The organism is Termitidicoccus mucosus, assembly GCF_038725785.1.
GTDB classification, from domain to species: domain Bacteria; phylum Verrucomicrobiota; class Verrucomicrobiia; order Opitutales; family Opitutaceae; genus Termitidicoccus; species Termitidicoccus mucosus.
On the sequence record NZ_CP109796.1, the window covers coordinates 2,279,907 to 2,301,641 of the forward strand.

Genomic DNA, 21,735 nt, shown 5'->3' on the forward strand with positions numbered 1-21,735 from the left:
TCTAGTCCACACGCTAGAGGGGCTTTTTTATTATAATGAAAAAACTCTTTCTATTGTTGTTTGCGTTGCATTTACGCAGCGTAATTTTTGCGGCGGATGCTCCGTCATTCGCCTTTGAATCGCGGGGCCTGTCTCTGTCCGACGTGGCCGGTGTCGTCGGGAAGCGTTACGGGCTTTCGATTTTCTTTGCTACGCCTGAAATGGCTGCGAGGCCGGTGCATGGCAATCTGTCGGCAGATAGTGAGGATGACGCCTTGCGGGTTCTCGGCTTTCTTGCTGGGACCGATTATCGGCGTCAGGGTAGCGTTATCTTATACGGCGTCGGCGTGCAGTCATGGCAGGCGGTCCCCTCCGGTCTTTTGACACAAGAGCAAGTTTCACGAATGGAAAACGCCTCTATTGTCGGCGGCTATGCCCTCGTTAAAGGCGATGAGATTACGCAGCGTAATTTTTCTGACGTGGTCGAAAGACTTGTTTCCCGCCGCTCAGTGGTGGCAAAGTTGCTGGTCGTCGATACGTCCGGTGTGAGGGCCGATGCGCTTGCTGATTTGTTGAATCATGCGCGTGTCGATGTTTCGCTGTCCGGGCCGGTGCAGTCGCCTTCGTTTGATGTCGTTCTAGATTTCAAGTCCATCTTGAACTTTCTAAAGACTGATACCTCTAGTTCTGTTTTGATTAACCAAGAGGTGCGTTTGATGTCCGGAGAATCATTCAACACATATAACGGACGCGTCCGGGAACGTCCTATATACGTGCGTCCGGAATATAGCGAAAGTGATCTCGTCACCTCGTATGACAAAACTCAATTAGGCTTCACGTTCAAGATTGACCCTGTCTGCCTTGGCGATGAGTGGCTGTTTCGTTACCATATAGAGGATTCCGATTATATAGAGGAATTACGGCGGACGTCGTTTTCTGGTGTGGAACGAATCAGGGAGGGCGAGCGCAAGCAACTCGTGAGCCTTCGGCGCAATATGGAAATGAAAGTTTCCCGTGGCGTCCCTGTGCTTCGTGCCATCTCTAAGCGTGCATTCACTTGGGCAACGGTTTCCAGTGAAAGCCGTTCGATTGTGGTTTTTATGGAAATAATAAAAGACGAGACGGCGGACGCGGGACGCGCGCCAGCGCGGCCCGCGTCGGACGGCTCGTCCTTAACCTTGTTTAATAATAAACAATAGAGAGAACGCCAGTGAGCGATATTGTGATATGAATAAATCCAAAGTTGCCTTTATTATGTCTGTTGAAAAACTCTTTGATGAAAGCGAACATGTTTACATGTGGACGCTTACTTTTCGGGAGGTAATGCCGGTGTGGTGGTATATGAATACGCACACGCTGTTTGTCCGCGAGGTTCAGAAGTGGTATAAGAATTTTAAGGGCCTGCGCGTGACTGAGGTTCACGATATGCACGGCATCCATTACCATTGGCTTGTCGATACGTGGATGGATGCCGATTTGATACGCATGATTGGGAAGCGGTTCGGCATCGGACGTGTTCACGTTGTCGAGGCGGACAGAGGGGCCGCGCTCTATCTGGCGAAGTATATGAGCAAGAAAGGGCAGGCTCCCATGTTTCGCAAGCTGTCGAAGTGGGGCACGCTTGGGGGCTTTGTGCCGTGCCGCGTCGGGGACATTGAAATCCAAAGCAAGACACGTGACAGGCTGGACAAGCTGCGGGCGGTTTGGTGTTCTGAGCACAAGAAAAAACAAGTTCCTTTTGGTGAAATGCTGCGCCTTATTCATAAGGCAATAATGCTGGGGGATGAACAATGAGCATTCATTTCATTTCAGGAAAACCGGGCGGCGGCAAAACTCTGTATGCGGTTAGCCGTCTGATTCAGTCGCTTGTCGCCGGTCGGTATGTGGTGACCAATATCGTGCTTCATGTGGAGCGGTTGCAGTGCTATCTGCATGAGTTTCATCCGGAATTAAACGTTCATGTTTTGGAACGCGTCGTGATGCTCGATGATGAGATGCTTGGGGAGTTCTGGCGATATCGTCGGAACGATTTCACGCTGTCACTGGACTGCATCAAAGAGGATAAGACGGTTGATTTCTCCTCTGTCTGTGAAGCCGGCGTCTTCGATGTCGATTACTATCTCGATGAAATACATATCAAGTTCAATGCGCGTGCATGGCAGAAGACAGGGCCGCAAGCGTTGAACTACCTTTCCCAGCACAGGAAGCTTGGGGATAACGTGTATTGCATCACGCAATCCATCGCCAACGTGGATAAGCAATTCCGGTCTGTGGCGCAGGATTTCAGCTATATTCGCAATTATCGGGTTGAGAAATTTCGTGGGTTTACGAGAGGCAATAACTTTGAGCGCAAGACATACCTTCAGCCTGTGAGCGGCAACGGGGATGAGTATGTCGAAAAGGAAACATTTACGCTGCGTAAATCCATTGCCGATTGTTACGACACCTCGGGTGGCGTTGGCATGGCCGGGGGCGGTTCTGCCGACAAAGGCAAGAAAGCAAAGGGCATTCCTTTGAAGTGGGCCGGGGCGTTTGCCATTGTTGCGGTTCTCGTCGGGGCGTGGTTTTTTAATTATCGCATTTTCCCTTTCCTCTTTAAAAAGGCTGCGCAGACAGGGCCTGCGCGGGCCGCGTTGGGGGATTTGTCCGGCACTGCATCAGGCGGGCAATCGGGTAGCGGTGGCAATGCTGCCTTGGTGCAGCCTCCGCAAGGCTTGGATGAACGTCCTTATACGGGGACGGTTATTATTGATGGCGTCGAGTATGTTTATGATGAGGGGGCCTTGTATCCTGTCAAATTCAGCGGGCCGCAGGGCGTCATTGTCGAGGGCGATGTTGTTTATAAGCGCGGTCTTCGTGATAATAAACTTGACAATAGTATTAATAATAAATCGACTCAACGCCGTTAGAAATGGCAGGGAGCCGTTTCATAGAAACAACAACAACAAACGAGAGGGATATAATATGCTCAAATTCATCAAGAGCAAGTTCGCCAAAGTGGCCGCCGTCGGTGCGGCCTTGTTCGCCAGCGCGGGTGCCGCGATGGCCCAAGAAGCTCCGGAATACATGACGGAGCTCAACGGGGCTCTGACGCAAGTCGAGACCACTTGGACGACTGTCCGGGGAATCGTGATCGCCATCGGCGTCTTTTTCCTCATTTGGGGAATCGTCAAGTTGGTGCGTCGGCGTTGATTTGACGGGAGGGAAGCCCCTCGCCTCTTCGGGGGTGAGGGGCTTTTTGTTTTACGCATCGTAAATTATTAAAATGAAAGGGGAGGTTATGAATCATGGAAATGTTACTTTTCGGCGTTGGTTTTCTTTGCTGCTATGCAACGTGGCGGTTTTTGGTTCGGTGAAGGCTGCTTCGTTGAGCGATTATTACGAGTGGTATAATACCGCGATAAAAGACACTCTGTGGTGGCGGGGAACCGTGTCGGTTTCCGGTTCTATTTCCGGGAAAATTTGGAACATTAACTGGCAGGCAAATGGTTCTGGCACGGGGTCCCAAGTCTCTCAGATTGCTAAGTTGACGATTAACACGTATCCCGTTGTCAATTGCGTTGGGGATAATGGCGGTGGGCGGGGGTCTGCTAGCGGTATCATTCTAATTGATATGAGTTCGCGGGGTTCGGGGTGGTATACGGTGACGGCTACGATTGCAGGGAGTAATAAAACCGGAGAGTTGTTGCGTGTGTATTGGGACGGCACTCAGATGACTTTTCCGTTTGAGTTTGGTTTTGCGTTCATGAATACATCTGATGAATCATGCCTATTGGCGATTGAGGGTGGTGGCGGAGCGTCGTTTAGTGCGTCGCCGGGGTCGTCTGTTTGGAGCGGGGCCATCTATCCTAATGAGGGGGACTATATTAGTTTTATCGTTCCCTCTGGATGGACGGCGCAGACACCTCCGTATGGGGCTATTGCGCATGTTTCGACTCAAACTGATACGCAATGGGTCACGACGTCGTTGGAAACGGTTCCTGTGATTTTATTGACTAAAATAGAAGGCCCTCCGTTGCCCGTGCTTGTCCGTGTCGTCGTTGCGGCGAATAACGCTACTGGGTCGGTCAATGCCGGGGAGGTCAAGGCGGGGAATGTCACGCTTGGTTCGGTTACGGCTCCGGCGGGGCAAACGGGGCTTGTCGCCACGTTTTCCCATGATTCGATAGTCGCGGGTTCGTTGGTGGATTTTTTCCCGGATGACTCGCGTGTATCGGTAATATCTTGGACTCCGACTAATCGTGTTGTTGCGTCGGGGAATCAGGAATTTGAATTGGTGATTTCGATCTATGATGGCGCTGAACCTCCTGAGCCTCCGGACCCTCCGGAACCACCGGATCCGCCTGAACCGCCTAATCCACCGGAGCCGCCTGTCGAGCCTCCGGTGAATCCTCCGGACAATCCGGGGAGTGATTATTTGTCTGCGCTTAATAATATCGAAAGTGCGGTGCATTCAGAGGGCCGGACGTCGCGCCAGTTAACTGCGGACGGGTTTAATGCTCTATTGCGGCAACTGCAAAGTGGCATCAGTGTTACGGCGACTTTGGATGATTCTCGAATTGTCCATGCGGTGAATGAAGTTCGGGATGAGCAGAAGAAAACTAATAATATTCTCGAGGACGTGTTTGATAAAGATGCGGCAAATGATGAGGCGAATTCACTTTCGGCTGACGCTATTGAGCAAATTGATTCATTGATTGTTAATAAGCAGCAAGAGATGGAAAGTAGCGTTCGGGATGCCTCGGGTTTTCTTCGGTTTGAGGTTCCGTCTGATGTGGAAATCAATGAAGGTGCATTTTCACTTTATGCTCCACCTCGTCATTGGGTTATATTGCCGGCTGGGTTTGCCGGGTATCCTGAGTCTGTAATAATGCCTAATTTGTTTTATCCCGATACGGAGGCGGGCAAAGTTGTTGTTACGTTTTGTAGAATTGCTCGGATGATGTTTATGGCGGCATTTGTCTTTGTGTTCATGCGAATTATGTATTTTTATATTGATGAAAACGTGAAAGCATTTTTTGCGCTGCCCGGGGGGACTGGAGCACTTACTTTGACTGGGGTTGGCGCGGGTGGAGCTGTGCCCGGTGTCGGGATGGTGGTTTCATTGGGGATGAAGATGACTATTTGTATAATTATGGCGTCTTTTTTCCTTGCGTTGCCGATTATAATTTTAGGGCTTTGGGATTCTGGCGTTAGTTTGCTTACTCCGTTAAAATATCTGATTTCCGGAGCTGTGAATTTATTTAAATATTTATTTTTAAGACCCGATGACCTAAGTAGCATTCCGGGGGTTCATGAGGAGGGGATTAGTGTATTTGGAACAGCATTATGGTATGTTGATCAAGTTTTCCCCATTAGAATGGCAATCGTTTCTCCGATTTGGTTTTATATTGTTATTCAATCTGTTTTCCCTGTCAGAATTGCATTAATGCTAGCTGCTGTCATATTAAAAAGTCTATAGCCATGGATATAACATCAATAATCCCATTGGAGACGGCGGAAACGATATCGGGGCAAATCAAGTGGTTCTTTTGCGGCTATTGTGTCGCATTTGGGCCTATGTTGTTCGGCCTCGTGATGCGAGTAGTCCGCAAGATTGGTTCAAGCTCGCCTGAGCTTTGAAACCTCGAAAAAGCAAAGCCCGGTTCCTCGTGCGAGGGACCGGGCTTTTTTGTCGGATGGATTTACGCTGCGTAAATCAAAGATCCAGCAAGTCACAGATAGCGTCTTTGACCGCGTTGAGTTGGGCAGGGGCAAGCACGCCCAATTTGCGGGTAAGCGCGTGGCGGTCGATGCTGGCGAATCCCTGAATGTTTACGGCGGAATGCTTGGGGAGCCATTTGGGTTTTCCGATATCGACCTCGCCGCGCATTCCGCGCAACTCTCCGGTAAGCGGCAGGACAACGACCAGGGCGCGGGCATCGTCTTGCTGCGGATAAGCGAGGACAAGCACAGGGCGTTGCTTGGCGACCATGCCAAAGTCAACAATCCAGACTTCGCCAGGGCGGGGGTTAGTATTCACCTAGCGAGTCCTCCCATATCTTGCCTTGCTCTGCGGTGGACAGGATGCGGTCGGGGGATGTGGTCACTGAAAAAGGCATGTCGTTGCGGATTTCCACTTGGGCTAGAAAGATGTTGAAGGCGTCGCCGGGTTTCATGCCCAAGCGGGAAAACACCTTTTCGGCGCGGCGCAAGCGGGCGGTGGGAACACGGGTGCGGAATAGAGTTGTAGATGGCATGTGCTCAAAAGGGTTCAAAAAGGCTCGGCTGTCAACAAGGGGAAACGTGCGCAGGATGTGATGCGGCATTTGATGCCACCTGCAAGCCAGCCCTTACGGTAAGAATAAGGCCAATGGTGCTCAACGAGCCTTACGATATCCCCTGTTTTTCATCATGCTCCGAAAAGTGAGCATAAATGACACACGCATTTCTTTGAACTCCCCCCTAGGGCCGGCTTCCTACGCCCTCCTTACTGTAAGAATGGCATGGTATTGGATAGGCACATAGGAGTTTCATCCCTAAAAACCTGTTCTTAGAATCAATAAAATTATCTAATGACAATGATGGTATTAGGTAAAAAGTCTTACGCTGCGTAAATCAGGAATACTTATGGCTGTTGATGTATTAGCTTTCATTTTTACGCTGCGTAAATCCCTTTCTGTTTTTTTGCTGCGTAAAATTTTTCCATTGAAAGGATTGAGCAACGAGTTTTGAAACGGATTTTTTATGGCTAGGCGAAAAGTAAATTCGAGACCTCCTGACGATTCTTTATTTATTACAATTGCGATAATTGCGGGATTTTTTGTCGTGATGTTTGTATTTTCGCAGATTGCAGCATTCTTTCGGGGATTGTGGGAAAGTTTCGGGCCTTGGCCATTCATTGTGTGTGGAGCGGCTGTGATAGTGATATTTGTGATGTGGTTTAGTGCTGTAACAGCTGAGGCAAAGCATGAGAGAGAGTTGCAAGCGGCTCGTGAATGGATGGCGGCACGTGATGTCGAAAAACTGAGGGCTGAGAATGAGCGTGCGCGTCAAACATCATCATCGCCTCGTGACCGCTTTAGTAACAAACCTTTTCAGGATGCAACACCACCGCCGCCGCATCGAAGCAACAAGCCCGTCCAAGATGCGTGTTCCCGGCATTCAACGCCAACGTCCGTGCCAGACGAGTTACGCGGTATTGAGGAGCAAGGGCCGTATCGTGTGAAGACCAATTATCAGGCGGTTGATTTTATCTTGGGTTTGCTTTCTGAGGTGGAATGGCATCGGCTTGAACAAGTGGTAGCGGATTATTTTCGGCTGATTGGGTATGAGGCGAAGCTGACCGTCTTTGGTGCTGATGGCGGCGTAGATGTCGAGCTTCGCAAGGGTGGTTTGGTGGGGTTGGTGCAAGTCAAGGCATGGTGCGGATTGGTGGGCGTAGCCCCGGTGCGTGAACTTTTCGGGGAGCTTGCCAGACGCAAGGCGCATCATGCCTATTTTTTTACCACTTCGGCATTTAGTGCTGATGCTATGGGATTTGCGCGGAGTGCCGGCTGTTACACACTGGTTGATGGTAATGAGATGGTGAGGCGCTTTAATCTTCTTGTTGATGATAAGAAGGTGAGATTGCACAAACTGGCATTTTCCGGGGATTACGATATTCCGACATGCCCTCAATGCGGGTGGAAACTGGTATTGCGTGATGGTGCAAAGGGGCAGTTTTGGGGGTGTGCGAAGTTTCCTCGGTGTCGGGGCAAGCTGCCTGTGCGGAAAAATTACGCTGCGTAAAAGGTTAGTCGAGTGGCGCGCCGTCAGGGAATCTTAAGAGGCACGTTTTATAGGGGCTTTTTCGCGCCGTTTTCGTGCGTCTGATTCGCTTATTGGCGGACTGTCTTGCCCATACCACCATTCAATGATTGCGGCGAGGTATTCGGCGCGGGAAATGCCCGATATTTTAGCATATGTTTCGGCTGTTTTAATCACTTGTGGGTCAAGTGATATGGAAATCCTGTCTTTCATGGTGTGATGTAATTTGAAAAAAAAACTTGCGTCCAGCCGTTCTTTATCGATTCGTTTCTGAATCAGAAAAGATTCTCATGGCTGAATACATCTTCAAACCCTCGCGCCGCGTGAAAGGAAAGCGTGTCCTTTCTCGTTTCTGGCATGGACGGTTCAGCGTGGGGCGCGGGCCGGTGCGGTCCTTGTCGCTGGGGGTGACGGACAAGACGGCGGCGCGGGCGAAGCTCCGGCAAATCGTAGTGGACGCGGAGCGCGAGGCGGCGGGCATCGTCGCGCCTCGCACGGTGCGGGACGCGGCGGCGGCTTCGCTGGTTTCCTTGCTCGCCGAATACCGGGCGGACATGCGGGGCCGTGAACTGTCGGTGAACCATATCAAGGAAAGCACTGGGCGCATTGGACGCATCATCCAGGGCACGGGGTGGCGGCGGCTGTGCGATGTGACTCCGGAAACGTTCACCGCATGGCGTGGCGGGCTTACTTGCTCGGCGAAAACGAAGCACGAATACCAGACATCGCTGAAGGCGTTTTTGAACTGGCTTGTCCGTGGTTCGCGCCTGTTGGTCAATCCGCTGGCGAAGGTGGACGCGGTGAAGCGGCAGGGCAAGCAAGTGCGGCTTTCGCGGGCGTTCACGGCTGGCGAGTTTACGGCGTTGCTGGGTGCCGCCCCGTTGTATCGGCGCATCGTGTATCAGTTTCTTGCATACACGGGCTTCCGTAAAAAAGAGACGCGGACGTTGAAGCGCGCCGCGCTGGATTTGGAGCGCGGCACGGTGCGGGTGACGGGCAAGGGTGGCAAGACGCGTGTGGTGCCGTTGCATGCCGATCTGGTGGACGCATTGCGGGAGTGGCTGGCGTTGCCGCTGCGGGACGCGCTGCTTTTCCCCCGGTTTCCGTCCGATGACGCGTTGCACGCCGATTTCAAGCGCGCCGGCATTGCCCGCAAGGACACGCTTGGGCGCGTGGTGCATTGGCACGCTTTCCGCAAGACGTTCACGACGTGGGCGGCGGCGGCGGGCGTCGGGTTGCGGTCCGCGCAGGCGATTTTGGGGCATTCCACGCCCAATCTGACGGCGAACATCTACACCGATGTTGACGCGCTGCCGCTGCGTCGGGAGGTGCAGAAAATGCCGTGGTTGATGGCGGGCGGGCAGGATTTACGCAGCGTAAATGCGGCCAAAAGCTTTGCACTGAATCCCTCACTTTCCAGTGCGTGCAACGCTGCAATCTCGCGTTTTCGCGAACTTTTGGCGGAAATGGTTGCCGTTGGAAATGTCGCTCTGTCAGAGGGTTTTGCGAAGGTCGGGGTTTCCGGTAATTGGCTGCCCGACATGGATTTGAACCATGACTAGGCGAGTCAAAGTCGCCTGTGCTGCCATTACACCATCGGGCAAGGGTGTCTGACGTTGCGGTTTATCAGGGACGCGTCAAGCGAGAGATTTCAACGCGCGCCACCGCCGCGGTTTTGTTTCTGCCCTCTTGCAATGCCGCTGCCGTCGTATTGGCTTCCGGTTGAATGAGCGTCGGCAAGAAAATGCTGTCCACCGGCGAGGCCGTCGTCGATCGCGTGTTGTGCGTGGTCGGCGCGGTGGCGTTTTCGCAGATGCCCGAATTCATGCAGCAATACCTCCAGCGGCTCGGCGGGCATCTGGACGAGGCGCGGCGGCATCTCGCGCAATACCAGAAAATCGCCGACGACACCCACGTCACGCTTGCAGAGCTGGCGACCCGCTTCAATGGAAGCATGGACGCCGCCACGGCGAAGGTGGGCGGCGTGATCACGGATACCGCCGCGCGCGTGCATGAGCTGGAGGCGGCGCAGGCCGCGATCCAGAATGCCGGGATTTTTGGCCGGCCGTTCGCCTTTCTGCGGCATGCCGACCTGGAGATTGCGCGCGGCACATGGTCGATCTTCAAGCCCGCCGTGCCGACGACGGTCGAGGGCGCGCTTTACGCGGCGGCGGGCATCGTGGTGCTGATCGGTTTGTATTACGGGCTCATCCACTATCCGATCGTCCGGGCGTGGAAACGACGAAACATGGCGAAGACCGAACGCATGATGGCCGAGGCCGCCGCGCAGCCGGTCAAACGACTGGAATAAACCACCACCGGCGGCATTCGTTTCCGTTCAATAGACCAGCCCGCGGAAATTCCTCACGCGGTGGAAGGTGATGATGTTGCCGTCATGGGCGTTCTTCGCGCGCGCATCGCCGCTGCGGGAGAGAATGACGAGATCGTCGCCGTCGATATCCATCGACGCGTAGTGGCGCGCCTGACCGGGCGTGTCGCCGATCGCCACCACGCCGGCGAAGCACCAATCGACGAGGTTTTTTGAGAAATGCAGCACGAGGCGGTGGCGCTCGTTGTTGGGCAGGCTGTAACGCTCGGGCGGGAGTTTCCCGGCGCGTGTCATCGAGTCGGTGGCTTGCGAGCCGAGCAGCCAGTAGAGCTTCGTTTTTTCGTCGTAGGTGACATGAAAACGCATCTGGCCGCCGGGCATGGGCAGGAATAGCACGCGTTTCCCGGATGGCGCGGTCTCGAGCGTCGTGGTCATGGTGCCGTCGTCGTTTTCCACGACTTTCGCAAGCGCGGCATAGCCGGTGCCGCCGGTGTGCGCGCGCATGAGGACGTGGAATGTCCTGCCCTTCGGGTCGAACCAATAGTGATCCGGGTCGGTGATCTGCGCGACATTGGCCTCCAGCCAGCCGATGGGCGCGCTGGTCTTTTTCGTGTCGGGGAGCTTGGTGCTGTTGGGAAAATTCGGCGGATAGAACGGCACGCCAAACCAGTCGATCTGCGGGTCGTTCTCGCGGTAGCCGGGAATGATGTCCTTGAACGCGAGTCCGCTGGCAAAGGTCCAGCTCTTGGGCTTGGTGAGGTCGGAGTCCTCGCGGGCACGCATGAGGATGGGCGAAAGGTCGCCGGGCACCCAGGCGTTGATCTCGTGATTTCTGGCGCGCTCGACGACGAGGTAGATGTTGCCGTTGGCGCGGATGAAATTCGCGGCGTGCTGGTGCCAGCCGGTTTCCTTCACCAGCGGCACCGGTTCCGACCATGTGGCGCCGGCGTCGTCGGAGCGGATGATGGCGAGTTTGTTCGAGCCGAGGGCATACACGGTGCCGCCGGCGAGCAGCAGGCGGGTCTGGCCGATACGATGCACCGCGCGCTCCGTCCAGGTGACGCCGCCGTCGTCGGACGTGAGGAAGTGCATGCCCACGCCCTCGGTGCGCTTCTTGTCATATTTGTTGCTGAGCGAGTAGCCGGCCACCAACCGCCCCGACGGCAGGCGCAGGATGGTGGGATTATAGAGCGGCAGTTTCTGCGGGTCGGGCGACTCGGCAAGAACGACGTGTTCCTGCGCCAGCGGACGGATCGGGCCGGCGGAAACGGCGGAGGAGAAACCCGGGATGCAAAAAATAATAATACAGGCAAGGTGGAGCATGGTTTTCATAAAACAGGTCTGTTTTTAATACTTATTATTCTTAGACAGAATGGACGGAATTTAATAAAATGAACGGAATGGTTTTAAATTTTGTTCATTCTTTTTCATTCTGTCTAAAATAATGGTTCGTTTTTATTGAACAGAAGGAAACGAAGCGAACGAAGAATACATTTTATGATTATGGCTTTCTTGGCGTCCTTCGTTTCCTTTTGTTCAAATTATTGCTTCGGTTTATTTAATCGCAAAACAGGGGAGGCTATTTCTCCCAGTCGTCGCTGCGGAACGGCGAGGCGGGAAGGTCGGAGCCATTATACAACGGCGACGGAGGGTCGTTGTCCCAGGCATAGCGAACGGCGACCGGGTCCTTCACCGCCGCGGCGGAAACGACGACCGTTTCGCCGTCGATGCGCGCCTTGGCGGAAATGAATTTTTTGTCGGCGCCGGCAATGGCAAACCCGGGCAGCGCGGGGTCTTTCGTCTTCAGGCCGGCGGCATGGGTGAACTTCACGCGCAGCGCGCCCTTTTCCTTGGAAACCCCGTCAAACACCGGGCCGGAAAACTCACCGCCGAGCTTGTAGGTGTTGGCCAGCGCATTGAGGGCGAGGCGGCGGCCGACCTCCTGTTTGTTTTTGGGATGGATGTCAGCGCTCTCGCCGATGTCGATGGTGACGGCCTGGCCGGTGGCGGGCAGTTTGAGCGCATAGCCCTGGGCCTCGCGCTGGAAGGCCCAGCTCGTGCCGCGCCCGAAGTTGGCGAGCTGCACGTAGTAGAAGGGGAAATCGCCCTGCCCGAAATCGGCGCGCCACTGGCGGATCATCGCGGGGAAGAGCGTGCGGTATTCGGCGTTGCGGGCGGCATTGGCCTCGCCCTGATACCAGATCGCGCCGCGAATGGCGGCGGGCAGGAAGGGGACGATCATCGCATTATATAATGCCGCGGGCTGGCGGCGGCTGCCGATGCCGTCGGGTTTGCGGGGCGCGCGGGTCGTGAATTTTGCGCCCTCTTTTTTTGCGGTGGCGCGGGCTTTGTTCCACTGGTCGATGTCGATCTCGTATTTCGCCGCCTTCGCGGGATACGCCTTCATTTCATCCTGCCAGCGCTGGACGACCTCGGGCCAGCTCGGGTCGGCGGAGAGCGCCTGCGGGCTCATCCAGGATTCGATCTGCGTGCCACCCCATGAACTGTTGAGCAGGCCGATGGGAACGTTGAGCGCCTTGAAGAGCTCCCGTCCGAAATAATACGCGGCGGCGGAGAAGCCGCCGGCGGTGGAGGGGCCGGCGACCTCCCACGCACCCTCGGCATCGTCGCACGGCAGCGCGGCGGAGGTGAGCTTCGTCTTGAAATGGCGGATAAGCGGGTAGCTGGCCGCGCCGGCGATTTCGGCGTCGGCGTCGAGGGTGCGGTTAACGGTCATGGCCATGTTGGACTGGCCGGAGCAGAGCCAGACCTCGCCGACGAGGATGTTGCGCGCGGTGACGGTGTTTTTGCCCTTCGCCACGAGTTCGGCGGGCGTGCTGCTGGCCCGCATCGGCGAAAGCGTCACGCTCCAGCGTCCCATGTCGTCGGCGGTCGCCTCGGTTTTCTGGGATTGGAAGGTGACGGTGACTTTCTCGCCGGGATCGGCCCGGCCCCAAACGGGCACGGGTTTTTCGCGCTGGAGAACGGCGTTGTCGCGGAAGAAGGGCGCGAAAACGACATCGGCGCTCGCGGTCGTGACGGCAAGCGTGAGCAGGGCCAGGCCCGCGGCGAGGCGCGAGCGCAGGCGGATGGATTGCGGGGAAGACAGGCGGATCATGTTTTGCGGATTTATGGGTTGGCGTGTTGGTGTGAAAAGATGGTTTGGAGTTCTTTCCTCTTTATTCTCCACTCGTCCCCGGTTGGAGGAAAGAGAAAGAATAACTGATGTTACGCGCCTGTAGTGTCAGGCCGCGAACGCGTGAGGCCGTCCGCCATGCGCGGCTCGACGCAAGGTCGAGCCCTACAAAATCTTGTCGGTTGCGTAACATCAGAGAATAAAGAGGAAGGGAAAGGGATTATAAATTCGGAAACGGGGTTTGCACGGGAACGCGCACGGTGAAGATTTGATTGTATCCGTTGCCTTGAGACACCATGCGGCGGAGGTAGGCGATTTGCGCGCCGTCCGGAGAAAACACGCAGGCAAGCTCCGAGGGCGCGTCGGACGGATCGCGACGCGGCGTGAGGCGGGCGGCATCGCCGGAGGCCGTGTCGATCACGCACACGCTGCCGTCGATGACGGCGGCGATGCGCGTGCCATCGCGGTTCCACGAAAACGCCGACGCGATGTCATGCGGAAGACGCGTGACCTGGCGCGGCTCGCCTCCGTTGGGAGAAATCGTCCAGAGTTGCGTGCCGCCGGCATCGCCCTTCATGAGAAAGGCGATTTGCGTGCCGTCGGGCGAACTGCGCAGCCAATGGCGCGGCGCGGCGGCGGCGCCGGGGAATTTGCGCGCATCGGTGAAGGTGAGGCGGCGCTGCGCGGTGCCGGCGGGCGGCGCAGGGCGGCGGGTCGCGGTGCCCTCCAGCGGCGCGTCGCCCGGGCGCGTGATGTCGTCGGGAATGTCCACCACGAAGACCTCGGCGTGCCGGCTGCCGCCGGCGGCGGTGACGAGCCCTTGGAACGCGAGGGCGCGCCGCTGCCTCCTGCCGTCGACGCGGACGTAGCCGTTTTCGCCGAGCCAGCCTTCCTCGAAGGCGCGGCTGATCTCGTCGGAGCCGGGGCGGGGATCGTTCACGGTGCGCGTGACGACGGCGCAGAAGAAGCCGCCGTCGTGATTGCGCGGATGGCTGCGCGCGACATGCACGGGCGCGAGCGGCGCGGCCACGGCGACGTTGCGCTGGTTGCGGTCGTGCTCCACCGGCACGGCGCCGGAAGCAGCCGGCGCGCTCCCCTGCCCCTTCGCCTTCTCCTCGGCTTCGTCGAGGCGGGACAGGATCTCGTCGTCATAGGTGAAGCTCAGCCACTGGCCGTCGGGACTGTAAACATGCACATGCGACCCTCCGCGCAACGCGCCCGGCGTGAACGGCGGCGCGTAGTTCATCGCATCCATTGCGCGAATGCGCCCGGGCCGGCCGCCATCCACGATCACGCCGCGGCGGCGCGAGGCGCCGTAGCTCCAGTCGGCGGTCGGATTTGCCGGGCCAAGGATAAACACGACGCTGGCGATGACGGGATGAAACGTCACCACGCCGCATCCCGCGCCGTCGCGCGAGCGGTAGAGGACGCGCACGCGCCCCTCCTGTGTATCGACTATTTCGATACTGGCGCCGTCGAACTTCGCGCCGCCCTCGGAGCGCGTGTCGTAGGCGAGCCAGCGTCCGTCGGGCGACCAGCAGTTGATGTTGGTGAGCACGTGGTCATGCGCGGCGGTCGTAACCTGGCGCTCGGCGGCCGAGGCGGACAGATCGGAAAGCGCAGGGGGCGCGGCGAAGGCGATGGGGGAAAGCACGGCGGCAAAAAGGATTCCCAAGGCAGCGGAGAGAGCGGCGCATGGCTTGCTTGTAGCGCAGGCATCCTGCCTGCCGTCGAAAATAAATGCGCGAAGCGCAGTGATTAAAAAAGCACCAACTCTTCGCACCAGAAAAACGACGGCAGGCACGGGCTTCGCGGACGAAGCCCGCATATCATCAGCGTCCGCCTTGCGCATAGACTTCCACCTCGGTTGTGAAGCAGTAGGCGGGATCGAAGCGGTTTTTCCCGGCATGGTTGCCGAGGTAGGTCAAACGCACCTGCCGCGCGAGCACGGGCGCGAACTCGAAGAGGTGAGCCTCGGCCTTGCCATAGGAAAAATCATGGCGTCCGACCTCGGTGAAATTTTTGCCGTCGTAGCTCACCGAGACGGCAATCGTCTTGGTCGAGCCGAAGTTCGGCACGCCCACATGCACGTGCGTGAGCCTGGCGGAAGTGCGGAGATCGATGGTGACGTTTTTGGGGAATTTGTTGGTGCGGTTGGTGGCAAACGTGGAACCGCGGCGCATCGCCCAAAGCCCGTCGGTGAGGCCGGGATCCCAACTGCTCGGATTCTTGTCATCGCATTCGTAGGATTTCGCGAGCGCGAGGTTGGAACCGAGATTGGCCGGGATCTGGGCGCGGGGCAATTCGAGCTTGGGATCGACCGGCGCGGCGGCCGAGGCAGCCGGAGCCGCCGGGGTGCTTTTGCCGAGATTGCTCTGCGTCGGTCCGCCGGATGTCCCGAACACCTCCACCTCGGTGATGAAACAATATCCCGCGCCGAAGCGGTCCTGTTTCGCGTGATTGCCGGTGAAGGTGAGCCGCACGTAGCGCGCCGGCGCGGGCTTGAGACTGAAGAGGTGGTTGTCCGCTTTGCCCGGCAGAAAATCATTCGCACCGATGTCGGCGAATTGCCTGCCGTCCGTGCTGATCGAAACCGTGATGCTCTTGGTGGAGCCAATGGCGGGCGTGCCGACCAGCACATGCGCGATTTCCTGTGTTGCCTGGAGATCGATGGTGAGCGTCTTGGGAAACTTCTCGGCGTTGCCGGAGGCGAACGTGCTGCCTTTTGCGCCGGTCCAGGAACCATCGGTGACGCCGGAAGTCCAGCCGCTTTTGTTGGGTTCGCTGCATTCATAAGGTTTGTCGAGCGCGAGGTTCGGCCCGAGGTTTTTCGGCAGCTCGGCGGGAGTGATGGCGGCGGCAAACGAGCATGCAAGCACGGCGGAAATCGCAATCAGGGAGCGGGAGAGTTTATGGGTCATGACAAGGTTCGATGTGGGTATTTTTGATTTTGCGGGTTGAGAAGACACACGGCGGAAAGCCGGAGGGTGAGGCGGGAATATAGGAGTCGATCGCCGCACATGACAAACTCCGTTTGAGAGTACCTTGGAAAACATCGTGCTTCGCGGGAAAGATCCGCGCGGTCCGGTTCCCTGCCGGACCGCGCGAAGGCGCGATTACCACGACCAGCGCACGGTGCCATTCACGGTGTGGCGGCTGCGGTGGCTGGCGATTTCGAAGTCGTAGGCGAGCCCGAGCGAAAGCGAATCGTTCACGATGCTGCGAATGCCGCCGCCGATGCTGTGGCCGCCGCGAGCGTAATCGCCGGCGCGGATCGCGTAGGGCGCCTGGGTCGTATCGGAAACGAAGCGCACGACGACATCGTCGGATTTTTCGGAGATGCCCTGACGCCACGCATAGGTGAGATCCGCCATGCTGGGCCAGCCCCACGGCGTGGTGAATTTCCAACTGGCCTGCACCGAGACGAGGCTTTGCAGGAGGTCCTGATCGACATCCGGATAAGCGATCGCGCTGTCGCCGCGTTCCTTGTAGGCGCCGAACTCGGCGTTCAGGTAATGCAGGCCGACGGCCGGCTTGAGGGTGAAGGTTTGGGTGGGATGGAAGACCAAGCCCGCCTCGACGCTGCCGCCATAGTAGTTGGCATTGCTGGTGCCTTCACTGACGCCGCCGTCCGCTTGATGGCGGGTGTTGTCAGACTTCGACCAGCCGGCCATGCCGTCGATGCCGATATAGAACCTGCCCCACTTGGCCGCGCCGTAGAGGCCGGCAAATTGCTGGTCGGCCTCGCCTTTGGCATTGGCGTCGGTCTCCAAGGTGCTGCCGGCAAAGCCGCCGTAAACGCCCATCAGGTATTTGCGGTTCTTGGAGAGCGCGTCGAAACCGACGACCACGCCGTAGGTGTCCTCGGTGTGCCCGTATTGGTCGGCTGTCTCGTCGTATTCGGCCGAAGACGCGAAGCCGCGCATCCACAGCCCGTTGATCTTGGAGGAACGATTCGCCTCGATGACCGGGAGCAGGAAACTCTCGCTCATGCGATTATAGACGGCGGACATCGCGGCCGTCATGGCATCGAAAGTCATCGAGACCTGAACGGTGGGATCGAAGGAGAGCGTGATGAGCTCGATGTCGCCGTTGTCGGTCGCCCTCCACTGGACCATCTTGTTCGGTCCCTTGTCGAGGACCAGGGCGCCCTGCCGGTCGATGGTGCCGAAGCCATCCTCCACGAGATCGTATATTCCATCCGCCACGCGACCGGCGAAACCGATCACCGCGCCATCCTCAAGCGTCAGCACCCCGCCGGTAAGGTCGAACTTGTTCACGGCTCCATTGAGCCCGTAGAGCAGCTTTCCTCCCGCAGCCACGGTCACACTACCGACGCGAAGCGCGTTGGTGGTCGTGCTGTGCCCGTAGGAAACATACAACGCGGACGTGGGATCGATGTATACATGCGAGGTGGTGCTGCCGAGGGCATGGACGCTCGAGGTCGGCAGCACGGTGGAATTGATGAGGATGAACTCGGACAGACGGTTGCCGGAATTGCCGAAGGCAAAGTTGCTGTCGCGCACCGCCACAATGCCGCCGCCGGTGATGGCAGAGTTGTAGGTTCCGCTGGTGATGGTGTTGAACTCCAGAACCGCCGAGGACGACGAGAAGCTAACGACTCCCGAGCCCAGGGCGGAGAGGTTGTTCTTTATGATCAGGCGCCCTTCGCTGATGCCGGTCGTTCCGGTGCCGCGCGTGCTGACACCGGAAAGCGTGAGCGCGCCGCTGCCAGTCTTTATGATGTGGCCCGCGCCGGTGAGCGCGCCGGAGAACTCGGAGATGTAATGCTCCTCCGCCGTCAGCGTGAGCGTGGCGCCGCCGAGGTCGAGCGTGCCCGCGCCGTGGAGATGGCGGAGCGTCTGGTCCGCGCCGCCGGTCTCGAAGGTCGCGCCGGCGGAAATCGAGACACCTGCGCTGTCCTTGAAAATGTCGGCGCGCGCCGCGCGGGTGACGCCCGACGCAAGCATGGTGATTCCCGTGTAGGTGTTGCTGCCGGAAAGAACGATGGTGCCGCTGGCCCGCACCCTCAGGCCGCCCGAGCCGCTGATGCCGATGGTGAAGGCATTGTCCACGCCGGGGGCGGAGTTATCGAGGATGAGCTGCTTGCCATCGTAAACGGAAATGGAGGTCAACGCGCTGCCGAGGTAAACGCCGTCGGAACCGGTGACCAGCGCGGCGCTGTAGGTGGCGTCGGCGACGTTTTCCTTGAGCGTGCCACTACCGGGGACGTATTGCTCGATCACCGAGGTGATGGAACCGGCGACGGGATTGCCGTCGGTGCCGGTAAGCTTGAGCGTGCCCGCGCCGGTGATGGAGCCGGTGACCGCGATGACTTTTTCGCCGGTGGCGCTGCCGTTGTCGTGGTCGAGAATGTTGGTGGCGGGAGGCACCGCCGGGTTGAGCTGCGTGGAACTGCCGCCCGAACCCAGGTCCATCATGACGACAGTCTCGGCGCCCGCGCTGCCGGTGTTGAGCGTGCCCACGGTGAGGATGCCATCGGGCGAAATCCCGTTCACGGCGAATTGAATCGTGCCGCCATCGAGGGACAGCCCAGCGATGCTCATGTCGCCGGAGGCTTTGTTGATGTGACTGCCCGCGCCAACGCTGAGTGAAGCAGTGGACAGTTGGGCGGCGGAGCTTGCATCGAGCGTAAAGGAGGCACTCTCGATGGCCAATGTGCCGGAAAAACCGCCGGTTGAACCTGCGCCGAGCGAGAGGGTGTCGGCGATGCCGGTGAGTTTGACGGCGAGCATGCCGTCACCTGTGAGTTGATTGGCGAAGGTGTAGGCGCCTGAAGTTGATTTCGAGAGGCGCAGGATGCCTTCGTCGATATTGAGAGCGATGGTGCCGGCAAGCTTGTCGGTCGCAATGTCAAGGACGTCCGTCCCCGTCTTGGCGAGGGTGCCGCTGCCCGTGAGGCCGGCCGCGCCGAGCGCTCCGGAAGTCGCGGCCACAAGCGTGCCGTTCTGGAGTTCAATGCCACCCTTGAAATCATTCGTGCCGGTGGGAGCGAGCGTGAGCGTGCCGGTGCCATTCATGACGAGCTTGCCAGTGGCGCCCGTGAGACTGGAGCCATTCACGCTGGCCGCATCGGTGGTAATGGCCCTGCTGGTGAAGCTGTAGTTGCCGGTGCCGCTGACAATCATATCGGACACGGTGATGTCAGTCGCGAGCGTGATGTCGCGCCGATCGGTTGTGAGTGAGTCGTCAAAGACGACCGTGTCACCAAAAACAAAGGGGACTGCGCTGGAATCGCTTTCTTTTTTCCAATTGGTTCCGGAGAGGTTCCAGACTCCGTCGTTCTGTCCCGTCCAAATGACCTTGAGGCTCGAACCGGCGTCGAGTGTGAGCTGGAGATTGGTGCCTCCGATGATATCCAGGTCAGCGGACTGGCGTCCTCCTATGGACAGGCCGTCATATTTAACGACGGCATTGTCGAGCGAGGTGATGTTACCCAGGTCGTAGGTGCCGGAAATAAGCGCATTCAGATTGAGAACAATATCGGCGGCAGAGCCGGAAAGGAAGGTGACGGGATTGGTCACGTTGAGACTGCTGCTGGCGTTGCCAGCGTCGATATTGAAGCCGAGGATCGAGCCGGCATTGAGCTGGAGGGTATCGACGGTCAGCACGCCAGCCGCGGCGGTGCCGGGCTGGAGGATACCGCCGGAATTGAGCGCGACGGTGCCAGTGGCAGTCCCGAGGCCGCCGAGAATAGCGCCGTTTTCCACGGTGACGAGACCGCCGAGATTAGCGCCGGATGCGAGCAACAGCGCGCCCTCGGAAACGAGGAAGCGGGCGGCATAGGCGGAATTGTCGCCGGCGAGAGCGAGGGTTTTTGCACCGTCCTTGACGTAGGTGCCTGACGTGCTGTAGGTGAGCGTCCCCGCAAAGGAGGTGTCCGCGAGGTCATTGCGCAAGGTAACCGTGGCATTGCCTCTGTTAATGGCACCATCGCCGGAAAGCTGACGGAGAATCTGCGGCACGCCGCCTGGATAGATCGTCGCGCCAGCCCGCACCTCGACGGCGCGGCTCGCGGCGATGGCGTCAGCGACGCCCAGCCTCATCGAGCCTGAGATGACGATGGTCGTGCCGGTATAGGTGTTCACTGCGTTGAGACCTAGGGTAGAGTTGGCGCCGAGTTTGACGAGGTTTCCGGAGCCGCTGATGACGGAAAGGATGTCCGCCCGTTTGCCCGGAATGGCCTCGGTGTTTATATAAGCGCCGCCCTCCGCGATGGCAACACGGTTGGTTTCACTGTTTTGGAAGCCGTTAATAAATGTGTTCAGATGATTGGTTGCCGCGCTGGCGGCGACCGAAAGCGTGCCTCCGTTGAATATAAACTCTGCCGTTTGACTGGCGGTGGCAGCGGAGTTGACCTGTATGTTTGTTGTTATCAATTCGCCACCGTTCAGATTGATGGTTCCGCCCGAGCCGGCCGTTCCTGAATCGAGATACCATACTCCTGATGCCAGAGCCGAGGCGGAGGGATTGCCCAGCGCGCTGACCGTCCCGCTGTTTATATTAAGGACGGAGGGGGCCGTGGACGCATCGGCTATCAGCGAGCCGATGTGCAGGACTGAGCGGAGGGTCTGGCTGGTGGCGTTTCCTGACAGGGCAATGACCGAGCCGTCCACATTGACAATCGCATTGTCCAGCCACAGGCGGGCGCCCTGAAGCAGAACACCGGGGCCGTCGAGGTCAAGGGTCGTCATGGCGGAGTCGGTCACCTCGCCGATCGAGATGCGCCCGTTGAGACTGCTACCGTGGTTTACGGTGACGCTTCCGCTCAGTGTGAAATGCCCTCCCCCTGCCAGTAATATGGTGTGACGGGCGCCGTTATTGGCGGGATTGTTGCCGCCCGACACATTGGCATTGGCTTGTATCGTTATGGGGTTGTCCGAGCCGTTTATATGAAGATGTTTTCCGGAATCAACAAACAGGCGGACCGAACTGTAGCTTCCGAGTGCCTCGATGACGGTGCCGTTGGCGGCGGCGGATGTCATTTCGTAGTCGCCCGAAAACCGGAATCCGAGAATCGTGAGATTGCTGCTGGTGGCGGCGGGTGATGTCGCCAGTGGCTTTTGAATCGTGTCCAAATCCAGCGTGAGCTTATAAGTGCCGGACTGCCCCAGGCCGCCGAAACGCAAGTCGCCGTAGTCTTTCACCGTGCCGGTTGTGCCGGAAACCCAGGTCAGCGAGGCGGGGCCGGACGCATTCCACCAGACATTCGTGTCCGACCAAGTGCCGCTGCCACCCAATGTCGTGGAACCCGAAACCGACGGATCCCAATATAAGGTGCCGGTAAAGTCCTCGGCCTTCAGGCCTGCCATGACAGCCAGCGATGCCGACAACACCAGGAGGGCGCGGGCGGCGGCGGCGAAAATGATACCGCTGGCGGACGGAGCGGCGGCGATTTGCAATGTCTGTTTCATAGAAGGTTCGGGTTGGCGGTTTCGGTTGTGAGAATCGTTGTATAAATTATTGTATGAATTTTTATATA

15 protein-coding genes and 1 tRNA gene are annotated in these 21,735 nt (G+C 57.8%); 8 read left to right on the forward strand and 8 right to left on the reverse strand.

Annotated features, from left to right (window positions below; genetic code table 11):
* Window positions 1-35 precede the first annotated feature (35 nt).
* The 5 genes from OH491_RS07735 to OH491_RS07755 all read left to right on the forward strand — a co-directional run bounded on the left by OH491_RS07735 (window position 36) and on the right by OH491_RS07755 (window position 5,440).
* Complete coding sequence (locus tag OH491_RS07735; RefSeq protein ID WP_068772300.1) at window positions 36-1,178, forward strand: DUF4974 domain-containing protein; 1,143 nt, start codon at window positions 36-38, stop codon at window positions 1,176-1,178.
* A gap of 28 nt (window positions 1,179-1,206) precedes the next feature.
* Complete coding sequence (locus tag OH491_RS07740) at window positions 1,207-1,773, forward strand: rolling circle replication-associated protein (protein WP_068772299.1); 567 nt, start codon at window positions 1,207-1,209, stop codon at window positions 1,771-1,773.
* Window positions 1,770-2,888 carry a zonular occludens toxin domain-containing protein gene (locus tag OH491_RS07745; protein ID WP_068772298.1) on the forward strand — a complete coding sequence of 373 codons (1,119 nt, stop codon included), beginning with the start codon at window positions 1,770-1,772 and terminating at the stop codon, window positions 2,886-2,888. Before OH491_RS07740 ends, OH491_RS07745 begins: the two co-directional genes overlap by 4 nt.
* A gap of 55 nt (window positions 2,889-2,943) precedes the next feature.
* A complete protein-coding gene (locus OH491_RS07750; protein ID WP_068772297.1) occupies window positions 2,944-3,171 on the forward strand; it encodes a hypothetical protein in 228 nt (75 codons plus the stop codon).
* A gap of 73 nt (window positions 3,172-3,244) precedes the next feature.
* The gene (locus OH491_RS07755) at window positions 3,245-5,440 is read left to right on the forward strand and encodes a hypothetical protein (protein ID WP_334319612.1); all 2,196 of its coding nucleotides are present in this window, start codon (window positions 3,245-3,247) and stop codon (window positions 5,438-5,440) included.
* 237 nt (window positions 5,441-5,677) lie between these two features.
* Here the strand turns inward: OH491_RS07755 and OH491_RS07760 are convergent, their stop codons facing one another.
* The gene (locus OH491_RS07760) at window positions 5,678-6,001 is read right to left on the reverse strand and encodes a type II toxin-antitoxin system PemK/MazF family toxin (RefSeq protein ID WP_334319611.1); all 324 of its coding nucleotides are present in this window, start codon (window positions 5,999-6,001) and stop codon (window positions 5,678-5,680) included.
* Complete coding sequence (locus OH491_RS07765) at window positions 5,991-6,287, reverse strand: hypothetical protein (RefSeq protein ID WP_334319610.1); 297 nt, start codon at window positions 6,285-6,287, stop codon at window positions 5,991-5,993. Before OH491_RS07765 ends, OH491_RS07760 begins: the two co-directional genes overlap by 11 nt.
* A 418-nt stretch (window positions 6,288-6,705) precedes the next feature.
* On the opposite strand from OH491_RS07765, the gene OH491_RS07770 reads away from it, so the two are divergent.
* Entirely contained in the window at window positions 6,706-7,749 is a 1,044-nt protein-coding gene (locus OH491_RS07770; RefSeq protein ID WP_084442557.1) for a restriction endonuclease, read from the forward strand.
* A gap of 308 nt (window positions 7,750-8,057) precedes the next feature.
* A complete protein-coding gene (locus OH491_RS07775; RefSeq protein WP_084442556.1) occupies window positions 8,058-9,329 on the forward strand; it encodes a tyrosine-type recombinase/integrase in 1,272 nt (423 codons plus the stop codon).
* Here the strand turns inward: OH491_RS07775 and OH491_RS07780 are convergent.
* Window positions 9,297-9,370: transfer RNA gene (locus tag OH491_RS07780), tRNA-Gln, on the reverse strand. The genes OH491_RS07775 and OH491_RS07780 overlap by 33 nt on opposite strands.
* Before the next feature lie 123 nt (window positions 9,371-9,493).
* On the opposite strand from OH491_RS07780, the gene OH491_RS07785 reads away from it, so the two are divergent.
* Complete coding sequence (locus tag OH491_RS07785; protein ID WP_068772292.1) at window positions 9,494-10,078, forward strand: DUF2937 family protein; 585 nt, start codon at window positions 9,494-9,496, stop codon at window positions 10,076-10,078.
* A 27-nt stretch (window positions 10,079-10,105) separates the two neighbouring features.
* Here OH491_RS07785 and OH491_RS07790 read toward each other — a convergent pair whose 3' ends face one another.
* From OH491_RS07790 to OH491_RS07810, 5 genes are all read right to left on the reverse strand, one after another.
* Window positions 10,106-11,428, reverse strand: a complete 1,323-nt coding sequence (locus OH491_RS07790; RefSeq protein ID WP_084442555.1) for a sialidase family protein — start codon at window positions 11,426-11,428, stop codon at window positions 10,106-10,108.
* 247 nt (window positions 11,429-11,675) lie between these two features.
* Window positions 11,676-13,214 (reverse strand): sialate O-acetylesterase, encoded by a 1,539-nt coding sequence (locus OH491_RS07795; RefSeq protein ID WP_068772291.1) that lies wholly within the window; start codon window positions 13,212-13,214, stop codon window positions 11,676-11,678.
* A gap of 238 nt (window positions 13,215-13,452) precedes the next feature.
* The gene (locus tag OH491_RS07800; protein ID WP_068772396.1) at window positions 13,453-14,841 is read right to left on the reverse strand and encodes a DUF3748 domain-containing protein; all 1,389 of its coding nucleotides are present in this window, start codon (window positions 14,839-14,841) and stop codon (window positions 13,453-13,455) included.
* A 223-nt stretch (window positions 14,842-15,064) separates the two neighbouring features.
* Window positions 15,065-16,153, reverse strand: a complete 1,089-nt coding sequence (locus OH491_RS07805) for a discoidin domain-containing protein (protein ID WP_068772290.1) — start codon at window positions 16,151-16,153, stop codon at window positions 15,065-15,067.
* Between the two features lie 195 nt (window positions 16,154-16,348).
* A complete protein-coding gene (locus tag OH491_RS07810; RefSeq protein ID WP_342750960.1) occupies window positions 16,349-21,667 on the reverse strand; it encodes an autotransporter domain-containing protein in 5,319 nt (1,772 codons plus the stop codon).
* Between the last annotated feature and the right edge of the window lie 68 nt (window positions 21,668-21,735).

What these genes read in the sequence shown, in the direction of transcription:
- OH491_RS07735 (WP_068772300.1), top strand. Translation starts at nt 36, where the DNA reads ATGAAAAAACTCTTTCTATTGTTGTTTGCGTTGCATTTACGCAGCGTA.
- OH491_RS07740 (WP_068772299.1), top strand. Translation starts at nt 1,207, where the DNA reads ATGAATAAATCCAAAGTTGCCTTTATTATGTCTGTTGAAAAACTCTTT.
- OH491_RS07745 (WP_068772298.1), top strand. Translation starts at nt 1,770, where the DNA reads ATGAGCATTCATTTCATTTCAGGAAAACCGGGCGGCGGCAAAACTCTG.
- OH491_RS07750 (WP_068772297.1), top strand. Translation starts at nt 2,944, where the DNA reads ATGCTCAAATTCATCAAGAGCAAGTTCGCCAAAGTGGCCGCCGTCGGT.
- OH491_RS07755 (WP_334319612.1), top strand. Translation starts at nt 3,245, where the DNA reads ATGAAAGGGGAGGTTATGAATCATGGAAATGTTACTTTTCGGCGTTGG.
- OH491_RS07765 (WP_334319610.1), bottom strand. Translation starts at nt 6,287, where the DNA reads ATGCCGCATCACATCCTGCGCACGTTTCCCCTTGTTGACAGCCGAGCC.
- OH491_RS07770 (WP_084442557.1), top strand. Translation starts at nt 6,706, where the DNA reads ATGGCTAGGCGAAAAGTAAATTCGAGACCTCCTGACGATTCTTTATTT.
- OH491_RS07775 (WP_084442556.1), top strand. Translation starts at nt 8,058, where the DNA reads ATGGCTGAATACATCTTCAAACCCTCGCGCCGCGTGAAAGGAAAGCGT.
- OH491_RS07785 (WP_068772292.1), top strand. Translation starts at nt 9,494, where the DNA reads ATGAGCGTCGGCAAGAAAATGCTGTCCACCGGCGAGGCCGTCGTCGAT.
- OH491_RS07790 (WP_084442555.1), bottom strand. Translation starts at nt 11,428, where the DNA reads ATGAAAACCATGCTCCACCTTGCCTGTATTATTATTTTTTGCATCCCG.
- OH491_RS07795 (WP_068772291.1), bottom strand. Translation starts at nt 13,214, where the DNA reads ATGATCCGCCTGTCTTCCCCGCAATCCATCCGCCTGCGCTCGCGCCTC.
- OH491_RS07805 (WP_068772290.1), bottom strand. Translation starts at nt 16,153, where the DNA reads ATGACCCATAAACTCTCCCGCTCCCTGATTGCGATTTCCGCCGTGCTT.
- OH491_RS07810 (WP_342750960.1), bottom strand. Translation starts at nt 21,667, where the DNA reads ATGAAACAGACATTGCAAATCGCCGCCGCTCCGTCCGCCAGCGGTATC.